17 protein-coding genes and 1 pseudogene are annotated in these 21778 nt (G+C 64.3%); 5 read left to right on the top strand and 13 right to left on the bottom strand.

The window, feature by feature from the left end; genetic code table 11:
* Nucleotides 1-27: 27 nt before the first annotated feature.
* From gyrB to X771_RS144150, 3 genes are all read right to left on the bottom strand, one after another.
* Entirely contained in the window at nucleotides 28-2499 is a 2472-nt protein-coding gene (gene gyrB / locus X771_RS144145) for a DNA topoisomerase (ATP-hydrolyzing) subunit B (protein WP_023671333.1), read from the bottom strand.
* Nucleotides 2500-2644: 145 nt separating this feature from the next.
* The gene (locus X771_RS1000000169285) at nucleotides 2645-3736 is read right to left on the bottom strand and encodes a tetratricopeptide repeat protein (RefSeq protein WP_245262704.1); all 1092 of its coding nucleotides are present in this window, start codon (nucleotides 3734-3736) and stop codon (nucleotides 2645-2647) included.
* Nucleotides 3737-5258: 1522 nt separating this feature from the next.
* The gene (locus X771_RS144150) at nucleotides 5259-5828 is read right to left on the bottom strand and encodes an NADPH-dependent FMN reductase (RefSeq protein WP_023689225.1); all 570 of its coding nucleotides are present in this window, start codon (nucleotides 5826-5828) and stop codon (nucleotides 5259-5261) included.
* Nucleotides 5829-6045: 217 nt separating this feature from the next.
* On the opposite strand from X771_RS144150, the gene X771_RS144155 reads away from it, so the two are divergent.
* Complete coding sequence (locus X771_RS144155) at nucleotides 6046-7416, top strand: cytochrome P450 (RefSeq protein WP_023689224.1); 1371 nt, start codon at nucleotides 6046-6048, stop codon at nucleotides 7414-7416.
* 15 nt (nucleotides 7417-7431) lie between these two features.
* On the opposite strand, the pseudogene X771_RS01000000165210 reads toward X771_RS144155, so the two are convergent.
* The 7 genes and pseudogenes from X771_RS01000000165210 to X771_RS144185 form a co-directional block, all read right to left on the bottom strand.
* Nucleotides 7432-8411, bottom strand: a pseudogene (locus X771_RS01000000165210) (complex I NDUFA9 subunit family protein).
* A 104-nt stretch (nucleotides 8412-8515) separates the two neighbouring features.
* The gene (locus tag X771_RS144160; RefSeq protein ID WP_023689223.1) at nucleotides 8516-8968 is read right to left on the bottom strand and encodes a DoxX family protein; all 453 of its coding nucleotides are present in this window, start codon (nucleotides 8966-8968) and stop codon (nucleotides 8516-8518) included.
* 317 nt (nucleotides 8969-9285) lie between these two features.
* Entirely contained in the window at nucleotides 9286-10287 is a 1002-nt protein-coding gene (locus X771_RS144165; protein ID WP_023689222.1) for an Ldh family oxidoreductase, read from the bottom strand.
* 114 nt (nucleotides 10288-10401) lie between these two features.
* Nucleotides 10402-11211 (bottom strand): ABC transporter permease, encoded by an 810-nt coding sequence (locus X771_RS144170; RefSeq protein ID WP_023689221.1) that lies wholly within the window; start codon nucleotides 11209-11211, stop codon nucleotides 10402-10404.
* 75 nt (nucleotides 11212-11286) lie between these two features.
* Nucleotides 11287-12000 carry an ABC transporter permease gene (locus X771_RS144175; RefSeq protein WP_196813869.1) on the bottom strand — a complete coding sequence of 238 codons (714 nt, stop codon included), beginning with the start codon at nucleotides 11998-12000 and terminating at the stop codon, nucleotides 11287-11289.
* 139 nt (nucleotides 12001-12139) lie between these two features.
* Entirely contained in the window at nucleotides 12140-12940 is an 801-nt protein-coding gene (locus X771_RS144180) for a transporter substrate-binding domain-containing protein (protein WP_023671323.1), read from the bottom strand.
* Nucleotides 12941-12992: 52 nt separating this feature from the next.
* Nucleotides 12993-13808 carry an ABC transporter ATP-binding protein gene (locus X771_RS144185; protein WP_023689220.1) on the bottom strand — a complete coding sequence of 272 codons (816 nt, stop codon included), beginning with the start codon at nucleotides 13806-13808 and terminating at the stop codon, nucleotides 12993-12995.
* A gap of 226 nt (nucleotides 13809-14034) precedes the next feature.
* On the opposite strand from X771_RS144185, the gene X771_RS144190 reads away from it, so the two are divergent.
* From X771_RS144190 to X771_RS144205, 4 genes are all read left to right on the top strand, one after another.
* Nucleotides 14035-14907, top strand: coding sequence for a dimethylarginine dimethylaminohydrolase family protein (locus X771_RS144190; protein ID WP_023689219.1), 873 nt, complete (start codon nucleotides 14035-14037; stop codon nucleotides 14905-14907).
* Nucleotides 14877-15545 (top strand): TetR family transcriptional regulator C-terminal domain-containing protein, encoded by a 669-nt coding sequence (locus X771_RS144195; protein WP_023689218.1) that lies wholly within the window; start codon nucleotides 14877-14879, stop codon nucleotides 15543-15545. The genes X771_RS144190 and X771_RS144195 overlap by 31 nt, the downstream gene beginning before the upstream one ends.
* Nucleotides 15542-17122, top strand: coding sequence for a 5-guanidino-2-oxopentanoate decarboxylase (locus X771_RS144200; RefSeq protein ID WP_023689217.1), 1581 nt, complete (start codon nucleotides 15542-15544; stop codon nucleotides 17120-17122). Before X771_RS144195 ends, X771_RS144200 begins: the two co-directional genes overlap by 4 nt.
* Before the next feature lie 187 nt (nucleotides 17123-17309).
* On the top strand, nucleotides 17310-18017 hold the full coding sequence (locus X771_RS144205; RefSeq protein ID WP_023671318.1) for an SDR family NAD(P)-dependent oxidoreductase: 708 nt from the start codon (nucleotides 17310-17312) through the stop codon (nucleotides 18015-18017).
* Nucleotides 18018-18153: 136 nt separating this feature from the next.
* On the opposite strand, the gene X771_RS144210 is transcribed toward X771_RS144205, so the two are convergent.
* The 3 genes from X771_RS144210 to cmk form a co-directional block, all read right to left on the bottom strand.
* Nucleotides 18154-18975 carry an MOSC domain-containing protein gene (locus X771_RS144210; protein WP_023689216.1) on the bottom strand — a complete coding sequence of 274 codons (822 nt, stop codon included), beginning with the start codon at nucleotides 18973-18975 and terminating at the stop codon, nucleotides 18154-18156.
* Between the two features lie 247 nt (nucleotides 18976-19222).
* Entirely contained in the window at nucleotides 19223-20920 is a 1698-nt protein-coding gene (rpsA, locus tag X771_RS144215; protein ID WP_023671316.1) for a 30S ribosomal protein S1, read from the bottom strand.
* Between the two features lie 204 nt (nucleotides 20921-21124).
* Complete coding sequence (cmk, locus tag X771_RS144220; protein WP_023671315.1) at nucleotides 21125-21769, bottom strand: (d)CMP kinase; 645 nt, start codon at nucleotides 21767-21769, stop codon at nucleotides 21125-21127.
* Between the last annotated feature and the right edge of the window lie 9 nt (nucleotides 21770-21778).

Genomic DNA, 21778 nt, shown 5'->3' with positions numbered 1-21778 from the left:
GAGCTCCGGCGGCAAGGCCCCCAGCCCTCAAATGTCCAGATTGGCCACCGACAGCGCGTTGTCCTGGATGAATTCGCGCCGCGGTTCGACCTCGTCGCCCATCAGCCGCGAAAACAAGCTGTCAGCATCGGTGGCGTCATTGACCTTGACCTGCAGCAGCGAGCGCACATTCGGGTCGAGCGTGGTTTCCCAGAGCTGCTCGGCATTCATCTCGCCGAGGCCCTTGTAGCGCTGCATGGTCAGGCCCTTGCGGCCGGTCGCAAACACCGCGTTGAGCAGCGCCAGCGGCCCCGAAATGGTTTCGGAGACATCCTTGCGGCGCAGCACCGGCGGCTCGCCATAGACTTCCATGAGGCGCGGGGCATAGCGGTCGAGCTGGCGTGCGTCGGCCGAATTTATCAGCCCGGCATCGAGCTGCGCGAATTCCTTGACGCTGCGCACCGTGCGTTCGAACACGTAGCCGCCGACGCCCTCATTGGAGGTCGACAGCCGGCCGGTCCAGCCGCGCTCGGTGTCCTCGGCGATGATGTCGAGGCGCTGGGCGACGCGTTCGGCCATGGCGTTGGCGCGGCCGAGGTCGTTCAACACGTCGGCGTTGAGCGCGCCGGCAATCGCCGCCTGTTCGACCACGCCCCTGTTGTAGCGCGTGTGCAGCCCGTTGATGAGCTGGCGCACGGCCAGCGCGTCATCGATGGAACCGCGCAGATCCTGTCCGGCCCGCGCCTCGCCGGAGGCAAGCGTCAGCGACGCCTCTTCCAGCCCGGAGCCGATCAGGAATTCCTCGAAGGCGCTCTCGTCCTTGATGTATTGCGAGCTTTTTCCGCGCGTCACTTTGTAGAGCGGCGGCTGGGCGATGTAGAGATGGCCGCGCTCGATCAGCTCCGGCATCTGGCGGAAGAAGAAGGTGAGCAGCAAGGTCCTGATATGGGCGCCGTCGACGTCGGCGTCGGTCATCAGGATGATCTTGTGGTAGCGCAATTTGTCGGCGTTGAACTCGTCCTTGCCGATCGAGGTGCCGAGCGCGGTGATCAGCGTGCCGATCATCTCGGAGCCGAGCATGCGGTCGAAGCGGGCGCGCTCGACATTGAGGATCTTGCCGCGCAACGGCAGGATCGCCTGGTTCTGGCGCGAACGGCCGCCCTTGGCCGAGCCGCCGGCGGAATCACCCTCAACGATGAAGATTTCGGATTTCGCCGGGTCGCGCTCCTGGCAGTCGGCAAGCTTGCCAGGCAGCGAGGTGACGCCGAGCGAGCTTTTGCGGGTGATGTCGCGGGCCTTGCGCGCGGCTTCGCGCGCCGCAGCCGCCTGGATCACCTTGTCGATGACTACCTTGCCCTCGGTCGGGTGTTCTTCCAGCCAGGTGCCAAGCGCCTCGTTGACCAGGCCTTCGACCACCGGGCGGACTTCCGACGAGACCAGCTTGTCCTTGGTCTGCGAGGAGAATTTCGGGTCGGGAACCTTGACCGACAGCACCGCCGTCAGGCCTTCGCGGCAGTCGTCGCCGATCAGCGCCACCTTTTCCTTCTTGGTCAGGCCCGACGATTCGCCATAGCCGGTGATCTGGCGCGTCAGCGCGCCACGGAAGCCGGCTAGATGGGTGCCGCCATCGCGCTGCGGGATGTTGTTGGTGAAGGCCAGCACGTTCTCGTGGTAGCTGTCGTTCCACCACATCGCCACTTCGACGGTGATGCCGTCGCGCTCGGCCTTGATGGCGATCGGCTTGTCGATCAGCGGTTTCTTGACCCGGTCGAGATATTTGACGAACTCTTCCAGGCCGCCATCATAGTGCAGCTCGTGGCGCACGAGATCGGCATGGCGGGCATCGGTCAAAATGATGCGTACGCCGGAATTCAGGAAAGCGAGCTCGCGCAGCCGATGCTCCAGCGTGCCGAAGTCGAATTCGACCATGGTGAAGGTTTCGGACGACGGAAAGAAGGTGATCTCGGAACCGCTGCGGCCCTCATAGGTGCCGGGCTGCTTGTTCTGCTCATAGCTGCCGGTGGCCTTGAGCGGCGCATCGGCATTGCCATGCGTGAAGCTCATCTCGAAAATCTGGCCGTTGCGGCGGATTTTCAGCTTCAGCCAGGCCGACAACGCGTTGACCACCGAGACGCCGACGCCGTGCAGACCACCAGACACCTTGTAGGAATTCTGGTCGAATTTGCCGCCGGCATGCAGCTGCGTCATGATCACTTCGGCCGCCGAAATGCCTTCGCCAGTGTGAATATCGGTCGGAATGCCGCGGCCATTGTCGATAACGGTGACCGAACCGTCGGGATTGAGGGTCACCGTGACCAGGTCGGCATGGCCGGCCAGCGCCTCGTCGATGGCGTTGTCGACCACCTCATAGACCATGTGATGCAGGCCCGAGCCGTCGTCGGTATCGCCGATATACATGCCCGGCCGCTTGCGGACAGCGTCCAACCCCTTCAAAACCTTGATGGAATCGGCGCCGTATTCGGCCTCAGCGCCGTTGGCGTTGTCGCTTTGATCGCTCATGAAAACCTGTCTGATTGATGCCGCATGCTCAGCGCGAAAAAATGGCTTCGAATCACGCCGCTTTGATGTCCTAGATATAGGCGCAAAAGGCGGTTTTTCCAAGGTTTGCGGGCATTTCAGGGTTGAATCCCGAGCTGGCAGCCGGCTATTTTTTCGCGGCTTTCAATTTGGCCAGAAGACCGCGCAGATATTTGATAGTGGGTTTGTCCCTCGGCGCCAGTTTGCCTGTGCGGTCAAGCTCCAGCAGGTCTAGCGCCTGCGACAACACAGCCTTCGGATTCTTCGCCACATAGGCATAGTTGATGTAGGCCTGTACCAGATCGAATTGCCAGATCGCATTGTCCGGATCGGACAGGGCCAACCGCTGGCGGATGGCCAGGCTGGCTTCGAAGGCCTTCTTCGAGCCCTCATAGTGGCGCTGCTTGGTCTCCAGCAGGCCTATTTCCTCGAACGTGATCGACAGGTCGCGCTGCCAGTCGGAATTGCCCGGGTCGAGATTTGCCAAACGGTTGGCAATGACGAGACTGTCCTGATAGTTCTGCAAAGCACCGGCGATATTGCCCTCGGCATCAAACACGCCGGCAATTTTTTCCAGACAGACCGACAGGTCGCGCTGCCAGTCGGTGTTGCCTGGGTCGCTGGCGGCAAGGTCTCGCGCCGTGGCCAGCGCTTGCTGGTAGGCCTCCAACGCGAGTGGCCAGTCCTTCTGGTCGCCGTAAGCATTGCCGATCTTGGCGTAACCGACCGACAGGTCGCGCTTCAAATCGGTGTCGTTTGAGTCGCGGCGCACCAGCGCTTCGGCGATTATTTGGCTCTTGTTGTAGGCGTCGAGCGCGCCCGCAGCGTCGCCACGCTCGCGCAGGACGTCGCCGATCCTGGTGTAGCTGACAGAGACGGCGCGCTGATGCCTGGGGGCGTCCGGGTTGTTCTGCGCCAGTGCCAGCCGAATTCTCAGGCTCTCTTCGAATGCAGTCTGGGCGCCATCCAGCTGGCCGGCGGTGCGGGCAAGGCCGCCGATTTCGTCGTAGGTAATGGTCAGGTCGCGCAGCAGATAGACGCTGTTCGGCTCGGCATCGGCCAATTGCTGCTTGATGGACAGGCTTTGCTGGTAGGCCTGGGCTGCCGCACCCACGTCGCCTTGCGTGGCCAGCACATTGCCGATCTTATCATGGGCCATGGCGAGATCGCCGAGCCAGTCCTTCTTGTCCGGCACGTCTGTGGTCAGGCCCTGCAACATGCCCCTGGCCGCCTCATAGTTTTGCAGGGAGGCCGGCAGATCGCCTTGCGCCATCTTGATGTTGGCGAACTAGATCGGAAGAGCACACGTCTGAACTCCNGTCGTGTAGAGGATGCCGAGCTCTTCCAGCGTGCGGCTTTGGCGGTCGGCCTGTTCCAGGCTGAGAGAGGTCTGCCCGGCCTCGCCGTAGAGCGACAGCACCGTTTCATAGTCCTTGATGGCGGTGGCATAGTCCAGGGTGGCGCGCGCCGCGCCGCCCGAGAGAAATCGCGTCGCGGCTTCGGACAGGGTGCGGCTGACGAAATTGGCCTTCAACGCCTGGCGCGAGACATTGTCGACGTCGGCGGCCTTGGCGAGGATCACGCGTGCACCATCGAAAGCGCCGAGCGCCAACTGTTCCTCGGCCTGGCGGCGCAGTTCGGTTACCTTCGGGTCATCGGCGGCCAGCGTCTTCATCTCGCCGCGCACCTTGACGAAGGCGTCGGCCGCCTCGCGCAGCTTGGCGTTCAGGCTTTCGCCGGAGAGATGGCTGGTGTCGGAACTGATCAGCGCGCCATAGAGCGGCGCCAGCGGCATGTCGGCATCGCTGGCGACCCGTTCGACCGCGCCGCGCATTTCCGGCGTCACATCGGCCATGGCAAGCAACAGCCGCTCGCGCTCCGGCAGTTGTTCCTTGGCCGCCGAGGCGAAGAACAGCTTCGGCAGCCCGCTCTCGACGTAGGGCAGCTGTTTTCCGCGCGAAAGGTCGTAGACCTCCTGCTGCACCAGCGTCAGCACCGAGCGGATTTCGAGCCCGTCGGTGCCGAGGTATTTGGTCAGCGCCGCTGTAAAGGGCGAATTCGCACCGGTACCGTCGGCAGCCGTCTCGCCGGGCGCCGCCGAAAAGGCGAACAGGATGTTTTCCGCCTTGCCGACGCGTCCGAGGCCCGGCTTGATCTTGTCCACCAGGTCCTTGATCAGCGATGTGGCGCCACGCCCGTCGCCGTTGCCGTCTGTGAACGGATCGCTGCGGCAGGCGTCGAGCACGATCAGCCCGACCTTCGCCGTGGCGGCAACCGCATCGCGCACTTCCTCCAGCGGCAGGCTGGTCTTCTCCAGCTGGTCGAGCGAGGAGGCATCGGCATCGACCGGCAGCAGCCGGTTGTCGCCGGAGATTTCGACGCCATGGCCGGAGAAATACACCAGCGCCACGTCGGCGCCCTTAGCGTCCTCGCGAAAATCGTCGAGAGCCCGGCGCATGCGCCTGAGATCACGATTGGTCTCAAGCACGACTTCGAAGCCGAGCTTCTTCAGCGCCGCTTCGATCGCCTCGCCGTCATTGACCGGATTGGAGAGCGGCCGCACCAGCCGATAGTCGTCCTCGGCAATGACCAACGCCACGCGCCGCTCCGCCACCGCCGTGGCGGTGGTCGCAAGCATCAACAGCAAGGCAAACAACAGGCGCAAATCGAACCGCCCCCGGCTCAGTCACCTGCCGACCATTCCACCTCTTTATGGCATGAGCAAGCCGGGGCCGGCTGCGTTACGCAGCCCGCATCGGCTTCAGCGCCTCGCTCCAGCGCGAGAGCTCGTCCAGCATGGTCTTGGTCCCACCCTCTACCTGCTCACTAGCCTGGAAGGAGCCGTCGCTCTCCAGCAGTTTCTGATACATCGGCAGCGCGACGCCTTCCGAGATGGGCATGACGCCCACCGCGGTCAGCAGCGGCTTCAGCGCCTGCGCGGCGCGCAGGCCTCCGGAAACGCCGCCATAGCTGAAGATGGCGGCGGGTTTGTATTTCCACTCGCGCGATAGATAATCGATCGCGTTGACGATCGCCGGAGCGACGAAATAATTGTATTCCGGCGCCACGAAGACAAAGGCGTCGGCGGCGTCGATTGCCTTCGACCAGGCCTTCGTATGGTCCTTCTCGTATTTGCCGAGTTTTGGATGATGCGGCTCGTCCAGAACCGGCAGATGGAACGTGGCAATGTCGGTCAGCACCGGTTCGAATTTGCCGTGCTCGCGGGCAAAATCCTCCAGCCAGTGGGCGAAGACCGGCCCGGCGCGGCCCGGCCGCGTGCTGCCGATTATGATGTTCAGCTTGTGCTTCAAGCGGACTCTCCTGGGCGATTGGCAGTAGCTGTTGGTAACTGTCACCTATGGCAGAGTGTCCAACCGGACAAGCCGCAACCGTTTCACCGGCGGTCACGATCCGATGAACACACCGTCTGTCGGGCACACCGGGCGCCGCAGCGTTTTGGTTTGCCCTTCGGTCACATGGACGCCCGGATTGCCAGCCACTACATCTAAGGTATCAGCGGAGCACCTCATGGACACGCAGCCCGCCCCCTTCGTGCCGCCGGCGCCCAAGCCGCGCACGACGCCGCCTTCGACGCTGGAGATGATGCGGATCGTCTACCGCAACCCGCTCGAACTGTGGGGCGAGCACACCTACAACGAGCCCTGGATTTCGGCGAATGGCGTCGGCGGGCATCTGATCGTCGCCAACGATCCCGGCCTTATCCGCCACGTGCTGATCGACAACGCCAAGAACTACAAGATGGCGACGGTGCGCCAGATGATCCTGCGGCCGATCCTGCGCGACGGGCTGCTGACCGCCGAAGGCGAGGTGTGGAAGCGGTCGCGCAAGGCGATGGCGCCGGTGTTCACGCCGCGGCATATCTTCGGCTTCGCCGAGCCGATGCTGCGCCGCACGATGCAGTTCGTCGCCCGCTACGAGGAGGGCGGCATGACCGATGTCGCCCATGACATGACGCTGCTCACCTACGATATCCTGGCCGAGACGCTGTTTTCGGGCGAGATTGCGGGCGAGCCCGGCAGTTTCGCGCAGGAGATCGACCGCCTGTTCGAAACCATGGGCCGTGTCGATCCGCTCGACCTGTTGCGCGCGCCCGAATGGCTGCCGCGGCTGACCCGCATCCGCGGCCGCAAGACCATGGCCTATTTCCGCAAGATCGTCACCGATACGGTCAAGATGCGCGAGGAGCGGCTGAAGCGCGACCCCGACACCGCGCCGCAGGATTTCCTGACGCTTCTGCTGCGCGCCGAAGGCCCCGACGGGCTGACGCGGGCGGAAGTCGAGGACAACATCATCACCTTCATCGGCGCCGGCCACGAGACCACCGCGCGGGCACTGGGCTGGACGATCTACTGCCTCGCCGAAGCGCCGTGGGAGCGTGAAAAGGTCGAGCGCGAGATCGAGGCCGTGCTGGCGCGCGAACCCGACCCAACGAAATGGCTCGACGCAATGCCGTTCACCCGCGCCGCCTTCGAGGAGGCGCTGCGGCTTTATCCGCCGGCGCCGTCGATCAACCGCGAGCCGATCGAGACGGAGACCTGGAACGATCTGGTGCTCCCCAAGCGCGCGGCCGTACTGGTCATGCCCTGGGTCGTGCACCGCCACAGAAAACTGTGGGACATGCCCGACGCCTTCATGCCCGAACGCTTCCATCCGGGAAACCGCGAGAAGATTGACCGCTTCCAGTATCTGCCGTTCGGCGCCGGTCCGCGCATCTGCATCGGCGCCAGCTTCGCCATGCAGGAGGCGATCATTGCGCTGGCCGTCATGCTGTCGCGCTTCCGCTTCGACGTGACGGCCGAGACCAAGCCGTGGCCGGTGCAGAAACTGACGACACAGCCGCAAGGCGGCCTGCCGATGCAGGTGACGCGGCGCGTTTAACGGCGCAACGCCTTGTTACGCGATGCCGGCGGGCTTGCGCTGGAACTGGCCTGCGGCGCGGAAGCGCCAGAGATAGCTGGGCAGGATTGTGCCGATAGACTGCGGCTGGATGTCGAGGCCGGCAAGGTTCCGGTTGGCCTTGTTGGCCTCCTCCGACACGATGTTGGGCTGGCGCAGCAGCAGCACCTGGTCCTTGGTCAGCAACGGGTTGGGCAGCAGGCCGAGGATCGAGGCCTGCAGATTGGCCATCCACCACGGCACCGGCACCAGGAGCCGCTTGCGCTCGATGACGGTGAGCAGCTCTTCCATGCACTGCTTGAAGGTGAGCACTTGCGGCCCGCCGAGTTCATAGATCTGGCCGCCCTTGATCTTGCCCTCGACCGAACGCGCCACTGCTTCGGCGACATCGCCGACATAGACCGGCTGGAACTTGGTCTGGCCGCCGCCGATCAGCGGCAGCACCGGCGAATAGCGCGCCATGTCGGCGAAGCGGTTGAAGAAACTGTCCTCGGGTCCGAAATTGATCGACGGACGGAAGATGACGGCGTCCGGGATCGTCTCCAGGACGGCCTTTTCGCCGAGCGCCTTGGTGCGGGCATAGTCGGATTCGGCGTTGAGGTCGGCGCCCAGCGCCGAGATGTGGGTGAGCCCTGCGCCGACCGAGCGTGCGGCTCGGCGACGGCGCGGGCGCCGAATTCGTGCACGGTGTTGAATTTCTGCCGGCCGCTTTCATGCGGGATGGCGACCAGATTGATGACATGGTCGGCGCCCTGCACGGCGCGGTCGACCGACCAGCGCACGCGCACATTAGCCTGCACCGGCTGGATCTGGCCGACATTGCCGAGCGGCTGCAGATGTCCCGCCAGATCGGGCCGGCGCACCGCCACCCTGATGCGGTAGCCGCGCTTGGCCAGCGCCCGCACGATGTGGCGGCCGACGAAGCCGGAGCCGCCGAAGACGACCACGAGCTTGGGGATCTGCAGGATTTCGGTCATGGCTGGCTCCGGCGCTCGAAAGCTTGGCTGAAGCCGTTTCATAGTCCGTTTTGGGCCAAAGGCAAAGGGTGACGCGTCGTCGCTGCCACCCTCTTATGGACCCTTCAGAACGCCTTGCCGATGCGCGCGTCGACCGACTGGCGGTTGCCGCCGCGGATGACGAAGAACAGCAGGATCGCCGCCCACAGCAGCGACTTTTCAGCGCCGGAAAAGCCCTGGCCGACAGTGATCCAGTGGAACCAGACGGTGACCAGCAGCACGATCATGCCGGCAAAGGCGGCGGGCCGAGTCAACAGGCCGATGGCGATCAAAATGCCGCCGAAGAATTCGGTGCAGGACAAAAGCAGCGACCAGAACGCGCCGGGATAGAAGCCGAGGCCTTCGACCATCTCGGCGGCGCCGAAAGGGTTGGTGATCTTCTGCGAGCCGTGAATGGTGAGAAACCCGCCGGCGACGACGCGCAGAAGGGTTTCGGCGCCATCATGCAGCGACGAATACAGGCGGCCAAACACCGGAACGATAAGTTTGCCGCGGGAAGCGTCGGTGGTTGCGGACATCGTAGCTCCTGTTGTTGTGACGATCCCTTGCAAACGCCCGATGGTTCCCGGCAAGTCAAGTTAACAAAAGTTAACTTCTGCCATCATGTTTTAGCACACAGAGCACGAACGCAGAAAACCCCGCCGAAGCGGGTTTTCGGGGTGACGCAACGGTCGAGACAGTGCGCAACCGGGCGGATAAGCTGAGACGGCATACGCCCGCCCGGGCCCTGGACGTATCCGACAGAAGACACCGACCGGGCAAACCCGACCCGGCAGCTATTGGTCGTTGCGATCGGTAGAAAGGTTCAGCCAGGTCGCATTGTCGCAGGACTGCTTCAGCCCGAATAGCGCTCGGCGAATTCGGAAATGCGCTGCACCACGGCTTTGGGGGCGTTGATGCCGCGCGCCTGCGCCTTCTCCGCCGCTTCGGCCCGCGCCCGGCCCGGCACGTGCACGCCAAAGCGCCGGCGCAGCCGGTCGAGCTGGTCCTTCATGCGTTGCTCGAAATCCGGGTCGAGCAGCTTGGGCTCGACGGCGAGCACGAACAGGCCGGTTCCCGGGCTGTCCGGTCCGCCGGAGAACCAGGGCGCGTCGAGCGACCAGTTGGCGCCCGACAGGCCAGCCGCCAGCACTTCGACCATCAGCGCGATGTTGGCGCCGCGCTGGCCGCCGAAGGCCAGCATGGCGCCCTTCATGGCCGCGGCCGGATCGGTGGTCGGGTTGCCGCTGGCGTCCAGCGCCCAGCCTTCGGGGATCTTCTTGCCGTCCTCGGCCGCCTTGCGGATGTTGACGAACGCCGTGGCGCTCGACGACTGGTCGATGACCAGCGGCGCGCCATCGGCGGCGGGTGCCGCAAACGACATCGGGTTGGTGCAATAGACCGGCTTGACCGAGCCCGAGCCTGCCAGCACCGCCGGCCCGTTGGTGGCGGCGAAGGAGACCAAGCCCAATTGCGCCAGACGCCCGGTGAAATAGCCTAGTGCGCCGCATGTATAAGCGTTCTTCTGCGAGAAGATGGCGACGCCGAACAGCTTTGCCGCCTTGGCAAGGTCATCGATGGTGCGGTCGAAGCCGGTATGGGCGAGGCCGCCACGCGCATCGGATTGATAGACGGCGAGCGCCGGCCTGGTGATCACGGGATCGGCATTGCCGTCGATGCGGCCGGCTTCCAGCGCTTCGAGGTAATCGATGAAATGGGTCAGCCCGACGGTCGAAAGCCCTTCCGCCTCGGCGGCAATGATCGAGGCGGTGAGCGACCTCGCCGCCTCCTCATTGGCGCCGGCGCCGAGCGCCGCCATCCGGCACAGCCCTGTTGCCTGGTCGAGAGAGAGTTGCATGGTGTGGACCCGATTGGTGGTGAGAGTGAGTAGGGAGTAGTCAGTAGGGAGTAGCGAAAGCAAGCGGTTTCCCGGTCATATGCTGACTACTCACTACTGCCTACTCACTATTCCCTAGCCCACCTTGTTCGGTATGCGCGCCTCGATCTTGCTGAATGCAAACACCAGTATGCCGGTGATGATCATGTAGATCAGCGCCAAAAGCAGCAAGGGTTCGTAGGTGAGGTAGGTGTCCTGCCGGACCTTGGACGAGACGGCGAAGATGTCGATGACGCTGATCGTCGCCACCAGCGGCGTCGACTTCAGCTGCAGCACGGTTTCGCCGGTCAGCGTCGGCAGCGCCCGGTAGATGGCCTGCGGCAGCCAGATGCGGCGGAAAATCTTCCAGCGGCTCATGCCGAAGGCGCGGGCTGCCTCGAGCTGCCCCTTGGGCACGCCGGCAAAGGCGCCGCGCATCACTTCGCCCTCATAGCCGGCGAATGACAAGGTCAACGCCAGCACGCCATAGGGCCAGGCTTGCCTGAGATACGGCCACATCCAGGATTCGCGAATCCACGGATATTGCGGAAACAGCGAGCCCAGCCCGTAATAGAGCAGCCACAGCTGGATCAGCAGCGGCGTGCCCCTGATGACGGTGCAGAATGTCCTGGCTGGAGCGGAAAGCCAGAACGGGCCGGCGGCCTGCGCCAGCCCGAGCGGCACGGCGAGCAGGAAGCCGAGAAAGCAGGTGACGGCCAGGATCCACAGCGACCGCCAGATGCCGAGAAGCCCCATTTCGTAATATTGCGGCAGCCAATCCCAGCGCATGAAGAAGGCTGCGCCGAAAACCAGCGCGATCGCGACCAGGATCAGCACGATGCGATGCGGCTGCAGCCACAGCGACGTGCGCGCGGCAGCGTTGATGATGGTCGCTTCTCCGGCCATCAGCGCGCATCCTTGAGCGACGNAGCCACAGCGACGTGCGCGCGGCAGCGTTGATGATGGTCGCTTCTCCGGCCATCAGCGCGCATCCTTGAGCGACGGCATACCGCGCCGCGACCAGGCCTCGAGGCGGCCGATGAGCAGGTTGGAGACCAGCGACAAGATGAGATAGAGCACGCCCGCGGCGAAAAAGAAGGTGAAATAGGCTTTGGTGACGCCCGCCGCCTGCCGCGTCGCCAGCGCCAGTTCGTAAAAGCCGACGACCGCCAGAAGGGCCGTATCCTTGGTGGCGATCAGCCACAGATTGGCGAGCCCGGGTATGGCGAAGGGCAGCATTGCCGGCAAGGTGATGCGCCGCAGCATGAGCCCGGGTGACATGCCATAGGCGCGGGCGGCTTCGATCTGGCCCTGCGGTATGGCCAGGATGGCGCCGCGGATCACTTCGGTCGAATAGGCGCCCTGGACAAAGCCGAGCACGGCGATGCCCGCGGCAAGGCCGCTGATGTCGACGCGCTGGTAGCCCATAGCGGTCAGCGCCTGGTTGATCAGGTCTGTTCCGGCATAATAGAGCAGCAGGATCAGCACCAGTTCGGGCACGGCGCGCACGATGGTGGTGTAAACCGCCAGCAGGTCGCGCACGACAGGACCGCCATAGAGCTTGCCAAAGGCGCCACCGGTGCCGATCAGAAGACCGAGGACCGTGGCGCCGAGCGCGATCTCGATCGAATGGAGCAGCCCAAGCAACAGCGTGCCGCCCCAGCCCGGCGGATTGGGCGAGAGAAGTTCTATGATGCCGGCCGCCGAGGCCGAAAGAAGTGCGTCGATCAGCGTCGCCCCCGGATTGCTGGCTTCAACCACCGCCGACGGCAGCGCCGGCGGGGGCAGGGAGGCATGGCGCTAACGCCATGCCCCCTAGCTCATGCGAGGATCGTCAGTTCGACTGCGCGCCGCCACCACCGTAAATGTCGAAATCGAAGTATTTCTTCGATATCTCGTCATATTTGCCGTTCGAGCGGATCGCCTTGATGCCGGCGTTGATCTTGGCCTTAAGGTCGGTGTCTTCCTTGCGCACGCCGGCGCCCACGCCCGGTCCGAGCACTTCATCGTCCGGAGCCACCATGCCCTTCAGATCGCAGCAGGCCTTGCCCTGGTCCGACTTCAGGAATGCGTCGAGCGCGATCGAATCCGCCTGGACGGCGTCGAGGCGGCCTGCGGCCAGATCGTTGTTGGCTTCGTCCTGCGTCTGGTATTCCTTGATCTCGGCGGCCGTGGGCCCGAAATGCTTCTTGGCATAGGCCGAATGGGTGGTCGACACCTGCACGCCGAGCACTTTGCCCTTGAGATCGTCCGGCGTGGCGCCGAATTTCTGGTCCTTCGGCCCGATGATGGCGGTCGGCGTGTTGTAGTACTTATCCGAGAAGTCGATGGTCTTCTCGCGTTCGGCAGTGATCGACATCGAACTGGCGATGACGTCGATCTTCTTGGTCGTCAGCGCCGGGATGATGCCGTCCCAGGCGACAGGCGTGATGACGCAGTCGAGCTTCTCCTCGGCGCAGACGGCGTCGATGAACTCGATTTCCCAGCCAACCCATTTGCCGGAAGCGTCCGGCGAGGTGAAGGGCGGATAGGGCTCGGCGGCGACGCCGATCTTGACCGGATCGGCCTTGGCCACGCCCATGGCGGCGACGCCGAGCAGCAGCGCTGCGGCGAATGTTTTCAGAACAGTCTTCATGTCACGACTCCCAGTTTGTTGTTGGTTCCCGGTTTTCTTCCGTCCCGGCTTCCTAGCCGATGTTGCGGATGAACTGCTTCAGCCTTTCGGATTTCGGTGCGCCGAATATCTGCTCCGGCGGCCCCTCTTCCTCGACCAGCCCGTTGCAGAGGTAGACGACATGGGTCGCGACCTCGCGGGCGAATTTCATTTCATGCGTGACCAGCACCATGGTGCGGCCCTCGTGCGCCAGGTCGCCGATCACCTTCAGCACCTCGCCAACCAGCTCCGGGTCGAGCGCCGAGGTCGGCTCGTCGAACAGCATGACGCGCGGGTTGATGGCCAGGGCGCGGGCGATCGCCGCGCGCTGCTGCTGACCGCCGGAGAGATAGGCCGGATAGACGTCGCGCTTTTCGGCGAGGCCGACGCGCGCCAAAAGCTTTTCGGCTTCCCTGATCGCCACGTCGCGTCTTACGCCCAGAACATGCACCGGAACCTCGATGACGTTCTCGATCAGCGTCATGTGGCTCCACAGGTTGAAGTTCTGGAACACCATGCCGAGCTTGGCGCGGATGCGTTCGATCTGCCGGCGGTCGGCGGGCACGGTGTGGCCGTGGCTGTCGGCCTTGAGTTTGATCTCCTCGCCATTGACGCGGATGATGCCGCTGGTCGGGTTTTCCAGGCAGTTGATGCAGCGCAGCAGCGTCGACTTGCCGGAACCCGAGCCGCCGATAATGGCGATCACCTCGCCGTCGCGCGCCGACAGCGAAACGCCTTTCAGCACATGCAGATGGCCGAATTTCTTGTGCAGGTTCTCGACATGGATGGCTTCGGCGGCGCCGTCCTGCGCCTTGCCGGATTGGACTGCGGCGGTTCCCGCCGCGCTCACCGGGGAACCTCTGCCACAGGGTCCACGGCAGATCGTCGAACGTCTATCCGGCTAATCAACATACGCTGTAATGCCCACTCCAGACTTCAGCATGGACCCAACAGCGCGAGCCCGTCAATCCCGCTCATTACGGCACTTGCGGCCTTATTGTGCAAGTGTATAAATAGCCTCCGATGAAAATTTTTCCATTTTTTTCACCTTGAACACGGCATTGAAAGGGGCACTGATGAGCGCTTTCGGATCACAATCCATGGCGGCGCCGTTGCGGCGCGTGCTGATGCGGTCGGCGGCCAATGCCATGCGCGGTGCCGACCGGGCTACCTGGCACTATGGCCCGGGTTTCGACCCGGCGAAAGCGGCGGCGCAGCACGCGGCTCTCGCTGAGCTGGTGACGGCGTCCGGCGCCGAAATCGAATGGATCGATGACAAGGCCGACGGGCTGTCGGATTCCGTATTCACCCACGACCCGTCGCTGATGACCGACCGCGGCGCGCTGATCCTGTCCATGGGCAAGCCATTGCGCGCCCGGGAGCCATCGCTGCATGAGGAAACCTACACACGCCTGGGTATTCCCATCCTCGGCCGCGTCCAGGCTCCCGGCCAGGTAGAAGGCGGCGATTGCGTATGGCTGGATCCCAGCACGCTGGTGATCGGGCGCGGGGTGCGCTCCAACCAGGAAGGCATACAGCAGGTTTCCAATCTGCTGACGCCGCTCGGCATTTCCGTCTACGGTTTCGATCTGCCGCTGTGGCAGGGCGAGGAGGCGTGCCTGCATCTGATGTCGGTGATCAGCCCGCTGGCCGACGACCTGGCCCTGGTCTATTCACCGCTTTTGCCGGCGCCGTTCTATCAGTTGCTGAAGGCGCGCGGCATCCGGCTGGTGGAAGGCGACGCCGAAGAGTTTGCCGCGTCCAACGGCCTCAGCCTGAACGTGCTGCCGACCAGCCCGCACAAGGTCATTGCCGTCGCCGGCTTTCCCAAGACCAGGGCCGCGATGGAAGCCGCCGGCTGCACGGTTCAAATCTTCGAGGCGGATGCCCTCTGCATCGCCTGCGAAGGTGGGCCGACATGCCTGACGCGGCCCATCCTGCGGCAATGAATGAGCGCCGCAAGTTCCGCCGCGAGGGCGAGGAGCGGCGGCGGCAGGATCTGATCGACGCGACCCTGGACAGCGTGGCCGAACATGGGCTGGAGGGCGCCAGCCTGCGCACCATCGCACTGCGCGCCGGTGTCACCGCCGGGCTGATCCGGCACTATTTCCCCGGCAAGGAAGACTTGCTGCAGGAAACGTACGCGGCGCTGATGGGCCGCATGACCGAGCGGGCGAAGGCGGCATTGCTCATGGAAGACGCCTCGCCGCGCCAGCGCCTTGCGGCCTTCGTTACCGCCAACCTCAACGCGCCGATCATCGATGCACGCGTGTTTTCGCTGTGGGCAACCTTCATCGGCCGCGCCGGCGCGGATCCGAGCCTGGCTCGCGCCCACCGCGAAGGCTATCTTGGCTTTCGCAACGAGGTGGAAGCAGTCGTTGCCGAAGTGCTCGGCGCCGAGCAGCGCAGGCCAAACGCAAATGAACTGCGCCGCCATGCCATTGCCATCAACGCGATCATCGACGGGCTCTGGATCGAAGGCTGTCTGGCCGCAGAGATGTTCTCGCCTGGCGAATTGGCGGCGATCGGCGTCAAAGCCATAGAGGCCGAGCTCGGCCTCGCGCCGCAAAAGGGAGAGAACCCATGACCACCATCGGCGAAGCCCTCATCACGCTGCTCGAAGCGCATGGCGTCGACACCGTTTTCGGCATTCCTGGCGTCCACACTGTCGAGCTTTATCGCGGGCTGGCGCGTTCAAAGATACGCCATGTCACGCCGCGTCACGAACAGGGCGCCGGCTTCATGGCCGACGGCTATGCCCGTGCCAGCGGCCGGCCGGGCGTTGCCTTTGTCATCACCGGACCGGGGCTGACCAACACCATCACCGCAATGGGCCAGGCGCGCGCCGATTCGGTGCCGATGCTGGTGATTTCGGGCGTCAACGCGATGCCGACGTTGGGAAAGGGACTGGGCTTCCTGCACGAACTGCCGGACCAGCGCGGCATGATGGAGAAGGTGGCGCTGTTTTCGCAGCGTGTCACCGAGGCCAGCGAATTGCCTGGCGCTTTGGCGCGGGCCTTCGCGCTGTTTTCGTCGTCGCGGCCGGGCCCCGTCCATATCGAGATCCCGACCGACGTCATGGTCAAACCGGCCGACGGCATCGCTGCTTCGCTCACCAATGCAGCGCCGCCGGCGCCGGATGGCGCGGCCATTGCCGAGGCAGCCAAACTGATCGCAGCCGCGCGCCGGCCGCTGATCCTTGCCGGTGGCGGCGCCAAGCGCGCCGAACAGCCATTGCAGCTTTTGGCCGAGCGGCTCGGCGCGCCTGTCGCCCAGACCGCCAATGCGCGCGGTCTGCTGCATGCACATCCGCTTTGCGTGCCGGCCAGCCCCAGCCTGAAGGCGGTGCGTGCGCTGATGGCAGACGCCGATCTGGTCATCGCCGCCGGCACCGAATTCGGCCCGACCGACTATGACGGTTACAGCGATGGCGGCTTCGTGCTGCCCGCCAATCTGATCCGCATCGATATCGGCGCCGACCAGCTCGCCCGCCGCCCGGTGAGCGTCGGCATCCAGGCCGATTGCGCGGAGGCGCTTGGCGCACTGCTTGGCGCGCTCCACCCTGATCATGCCGCGGCGAAGGACGGCGAGAGCCGCGCAGCCGCGTCGAGAAAGGCGGCCTTTGCCGAGCTCAGCCCGGCCTATGCCGCGCAGGTGCGTGCGGTGGAAACCATTCGCGACGCGCTGCCGGGCGCCATCATCGTCGGCGATTCCACCCAGCCGATCTACGCCGCCAACCTTTACTACGACCATGACCGGCCAGGCGGCTGGTTCAATGCCGCCACCGGTTTCGGCGCGCTCGGCTACGGACCACCGGCGGCGATCGGCGCAGCCCTTGCCATGCCCGGCGTGCCGGTGGTCTGCCTCACCGGCGACGGCGGCTTCCAGTTCACCTTGCCGGAGCTGGGCGCGGCGCTCGATGCACCCGCACCGGTCATCTTCGTCGTCTGGAACAACAGATGCTATCGCGAGATCGAAACGTCGATGCTCGATGTCGGCGTCGAGCCGGTCGGCGTGTCGCCGGCGCCGCCGGATTTCTGCAAGCTGGCCGAGGCCTACGGCATATCAGCCGAACGGCTTGCCGGTACTGCCGGTCTCGCCGATGCGCTCAAACGCGCACGCGCAACCAGACTGCCGCACGTCATCGAAATCACCATCGACTGACGCTTGACCGCGCGCTTTACGTCAATGCGCGGGTCAGAAGGGGGCGGTCGGCGACTTCGAGCGATGCAAAGACGCAACAACTGCCATGTCGAGATGTCGGTTGAGTGATCGTGCAAAAGGCGCGACGCTCTGCGTCGGCGCGGCACGACAAGCGACATAATCATAAGAAACGACAGGAGCGTCCAGGATGACGGAAACAGTTCAGGGCAAGCATATCGTGGTGACCGGTGGCACCGGGGCGCTGGGTGCCGCGGTCGTCGGCAAATTGCTGGCGGACGGCGCGATCTGCCATGTGCCGAATGCCCACGCGTCGGCCCCCTCGCATTTCCCCTTCGCGGCCCATGATCGCGTCCGGCTGGCGCACAATGTCGATCTCGCCGATCCTGCCAAGGTCGATGCCTTCTATGACAGCGTCCCCGAATTGTGGGCCTCCATCCATCTGGCCGGCGGCTTTGCCGCAGCCCCGGTCGAGAAGATCGAATCCGCATCCTTTGCCGAAATGATGGACACCAACGCCCGCACCGCCTTTCTGTGCTGCCGCGCGGCAGTGCGCTCCATGTTGGGCTCGAACACAGCGGGCCGCATCGTCAATGTCACGGCACGCGCCGGGCTCGACCCGCGCCGAGGCGCCGGCATGGTCGCCTATACCGCGAGCAAAGCGGCAGTGGCGGCGATGACCGTGGCGATGGCGGAAGAGCTGAAGCACAAAGGCATACTGGTCAACGCGGTGGCGCCCTCGACGCTCGATACGCCGGCCAACCGCGCCGACATGCCGGATGCCGATTTCGGCAAATGGGTCAGCCTCGAAGCCGCCGCCGAGGCAATCGCCTATCTGGCATCACCGGCCAATCTGGCAATGAGCGGAACGCTGGCGCCACTTTACGGCCGCGCCTGAAGTTCCGCCGCGCAGGCGACTCATTTGGTTTGGCTTCCGATGGCGGCCTTTGCCGACCTCGCCTGAGTCTACAGCGGAGGTTGGCCATTCAATCATGGCGTCCGCCGACGCCTCCACGGCATTAGAAGGCCTGCGACTACGTCAGGTTCGAGACGCCCGCTTCCACGACCTCGACTGCGTCGCCGATGGCGATCGCGCCGGCGTTGTTGGGAATCGCATTCTGGCCGAAGATGATGCCGCCCTTGGCGGAGCGGTGGAGTTTGCCAAGCGTCTGCAACGGCTCGCGCGGGTCCGGCTGCTCGCCGCTCAACGGATCTCGGGTGGTGATGACGCAGCGCGAGCAGGGCTTTGCGATCCGCAACTCCACCGTGCCGATGCGGATCGTCTTCCAGCTGTCTTCAGGCCATGCGCCTTCTGCGTCGACGACGATGTTTGGCCGGAACCGCGCCATCTCGATGGGCCTGGCAAGATGGCTGTTCAGATGGTTCAGCGAGCCTGTCGTGGCGATCAGCAGCGGAAAACCGTCGGCAAAGCCGACGAAATCGCCGGGCTGGCCGAATTCCGCATCGACCGGCCGGTTTTGCGGATCGTCGAAATAGACGAGATCGACAGGCCGGCCAAGAATAGCCGAGAGATAGGCGCCGGCGGCCGGATCGCCCGGCCGCGCGGCAGCCATATCCTTCCAGATCTTGACTTGCCGGAGCGCGGTGCCGGGAGCCGGAGCCTCGACGAAGTGCGAGCCATGCCTGTCATGTTTCAACAGGATGCCCGTTCCGCGATGCTCGACGTCGATCGTCGTCATATCAGGTATCTGGCGAATGGTGAGGAACTGCCCATCCTTGTCGACGACCATCCAGCGGCGGTCGCCTTCCATGCCCATTGTCTCGATGTCGGCGCTCGGCACGGCATGGCCGCGCAGGCTCTTGACCGGATAGCGATAGAGTTCGACGACCTTCATCCCGCATGCTTCTCCGTTGCCCGAAGGGCCGGACTTCCGTGTTTACGTCTGCAACGACGGCCGAGCCTACAACCGCGCGTGTGGAATTGAAGGGGTTGCACAGTCTTAGTCTAGTGCCAATCGCGCAGCCGAGCATGAAAAACCCGCGAGCCTTGCGGCCCGCGGGTTTTCTTGTTCAGGCTGCGCGCGAGGCGCAGCCGAGGCTTACGCTTGCGCGAAGCGGCTTACGCGCTGCGCGCAAAGCGGCTTAGCTGCCCTGCTTCTTCAGCGCGGCGCCAAGGATGTCGCCCAGCGAAGCGCCGGAGTCGGTAGAGCCGTACTGTGCGACGGCTTCCTTCTCTTCGGCGATTTCCAGCGCCTTGATCGAGACCTGCAGCTTGCGGGTCTTCTTGTCGAAGGCGATGACGCGGGCGTCCAGCTTCTGGCCGACCGAGAAGCGCTCGGGGCGCTGCTCGTCACGGTCACGGCTGAGGTCGTTGCGCTTGATGAAGGTCTCTATGCCGCTGTCGACCAGCCGCACTTCCAGGCCGCCATCCTTGATGCCGGTGACTTCGCAGGTGACGACCGCGTTCTTGCGCAGTTCGCCTGAAGTCGCCGCTTCGCCGACCGTATCCTTGGCCAGCTGCTTGATGCCGAGCGAGATGCGCTCCTTGTCGATGTCGACGTCGAGCACCTGCGCCTTGACCATGTCGCCGCGATTGTACTCTTCGATGACCTGCTCGCCCGGACGGGTCCAGTCGAGGTCCGAGAGGTGCACCATGCCGTCCACGTCGCCTTCAAGGCCGATGAACAGGCCGAACTCGGTCTTGTTCTTGACCTCGCCCTCGACCTGGCTGCCGACCGGATGGCTCGCGGCAAAAGCCTGCCACGGATTCTCGAGCGTCTGCTTGAGGCCGAGCGAGATGCGGCGCTTGGCCGGATCGACCTCGAGCACGACCACGTCGACTTCCTGCGTCGTCGACAGGATCTTGCCGGGGTGCACGTTCTTCTTGGTCCACGACATTTCCGAAACGTGGATGAGGCCTTCGATGCCCGGCTCCAGCTCGACGAACGCGCCGTAGTCGGTGATGTTGGTGACGGTACCCTTGATCTTCTTGCCGATCGGGAACTTGGTGCCGATCTCGGACCACGGATCGCTCTCGAGCTGCTTCATGCCGAGCGAGATGCGGTGGGTTTCCTGGTTGATGCGGATGATCTGCACCTTGACCGTCTGACCGATGTTGAGGATCTCGGTCGGGTGGTTGACGCGGCGCCATGCCATGTCGGTGACATGCAGCAGGCCATCGATGCCGCCGAGGTCGACGAACGCACCGTAATCGGTGATGTTCTTGACGACGCCTTCGACAACCTGGCCTTCTTCGAGGTTCTGCACGATTTCCGAACGCTGTTCGGCGCGGCTTTCCTCGAGCACGGTGCGGCGCGACACCACGATGTTGCCGCGGCGGCGATCCATCTTGAGGATCTCGAAGGGCTGCGGGTTGTGCATCAGCGGAGAGACATCGCGGATCGGGCGGATATCGACCTGGCTGCGCGGCAGGAAGGCCACGGCGCCGTCGAGGTCGACGGTGAAGCCGCCCTTGACCTGGTTGAAGATGACGCCTTCGACGCGCTCACCCTTGGTGAACTTCTCTTCGAGCTTGACCCAGCTCTCTTCGCGGCGGGCCTTGTCGCGCGACAGGACGGCTTCGCCCAGCGCGTTTTCGATGCGCTCGACCATGACCTCGACCGTGTCGCCGACCTTGAGCGTCGAGTCCTTGCCCTTGACGCCGAATTCCTTCAGCGGCACGCGGCCTTCGACCTTGAGGCCGACATCGATGATGGCCATGTCTTTTTCGATCGCCAGGATCGTGCCCTTGACGACCTGACCTTCGCCGGAGTGACCGGTGGTAAATGATTCTTCGAGCAGGCTCGCGAAATCGTCGCGAGTGGGATTTGCAGCTGACATATTTTCTCCTGGAGTGCCCCGCATCTGAAGCGGGACGGGCGCCGTGGGTTAGCGTTGCGTTGGCCTGCCGGCGTTCCGGGCTACAAAAGCCCTGGGCCGCCTAAGCGGCAATTCCGGCGCATGAAGAATGCTGGCAGGCTGGTTCGTGCCCGATATGGGTATTTTCTTCGCTTCCGGCAATCGGTGGAGCGGGAAAACCCTGGATCAGGCTTTGTCTCTCTTGGCCAGGGCGTCGTCGATGATCGCTTTGGCCGCCAGAAACGCGGCCTCTATAGCCATTTCGGAGGTATCAAGCAAGTGCGCGTCCGCCGCCGGCTTCAGCGGCGAGTCGGCGCGGCCCATGTCGCGCTCGTCGCGGCGCACAATATCGGCAAGAATTTCGGCGAAATCGGCGGTGCCGCCGATGCTTTCGATCTCGGCCAGCCGGCGCTGCGCCCGCACTTCGGCGCTCGCCGTCACATAGAGCTTTATGTCGGCGTCAGGGCACACAACCGTGCCGATGTCGCGCCCGTCGAGCACCGCGCCTGGCGGTGTCCTGGCGAAATCGCGCTGCTTTTCGACCAGGATGCGCCGGACGGTAGGGTAAATCGCGACCTTCGAGGCCGCCTCGCCAACCGCATGCGCCGACAGCACCGCACGGTCGAGCTTTGCCAGATCGACCTGGCGTGCGGCGGTTTCGGCTGCTGAGACATTGTCGAGTGGCAGCGCGTGCCGGATCAACGCATAGGCGACGGCGCGGTAGGTGAGGCCGGTGTCGAGCAGGTTGAGGCGGTAGTGGTCGGCCAGCCGTCGGGCCAGCGTGCCTTTGCCGGCGCCGGCGGGACCGTCGATGGCGATGGTGAAGGTCATTGGCGGGCC

Origin of the sequence: Mesorhizobium sp. LSJC269B00, from assembly GCF_000502815.1 — a bacterium.
Classification (GTDB): Bacteria; Pseudomonadota; Alphaproteobacteria; order Rhizobiales; family Rhizobiaceae; genus Mesorhizobium.
This window is presented reverse-complemented; position numbering and strand designations above follow the sequence as displayed.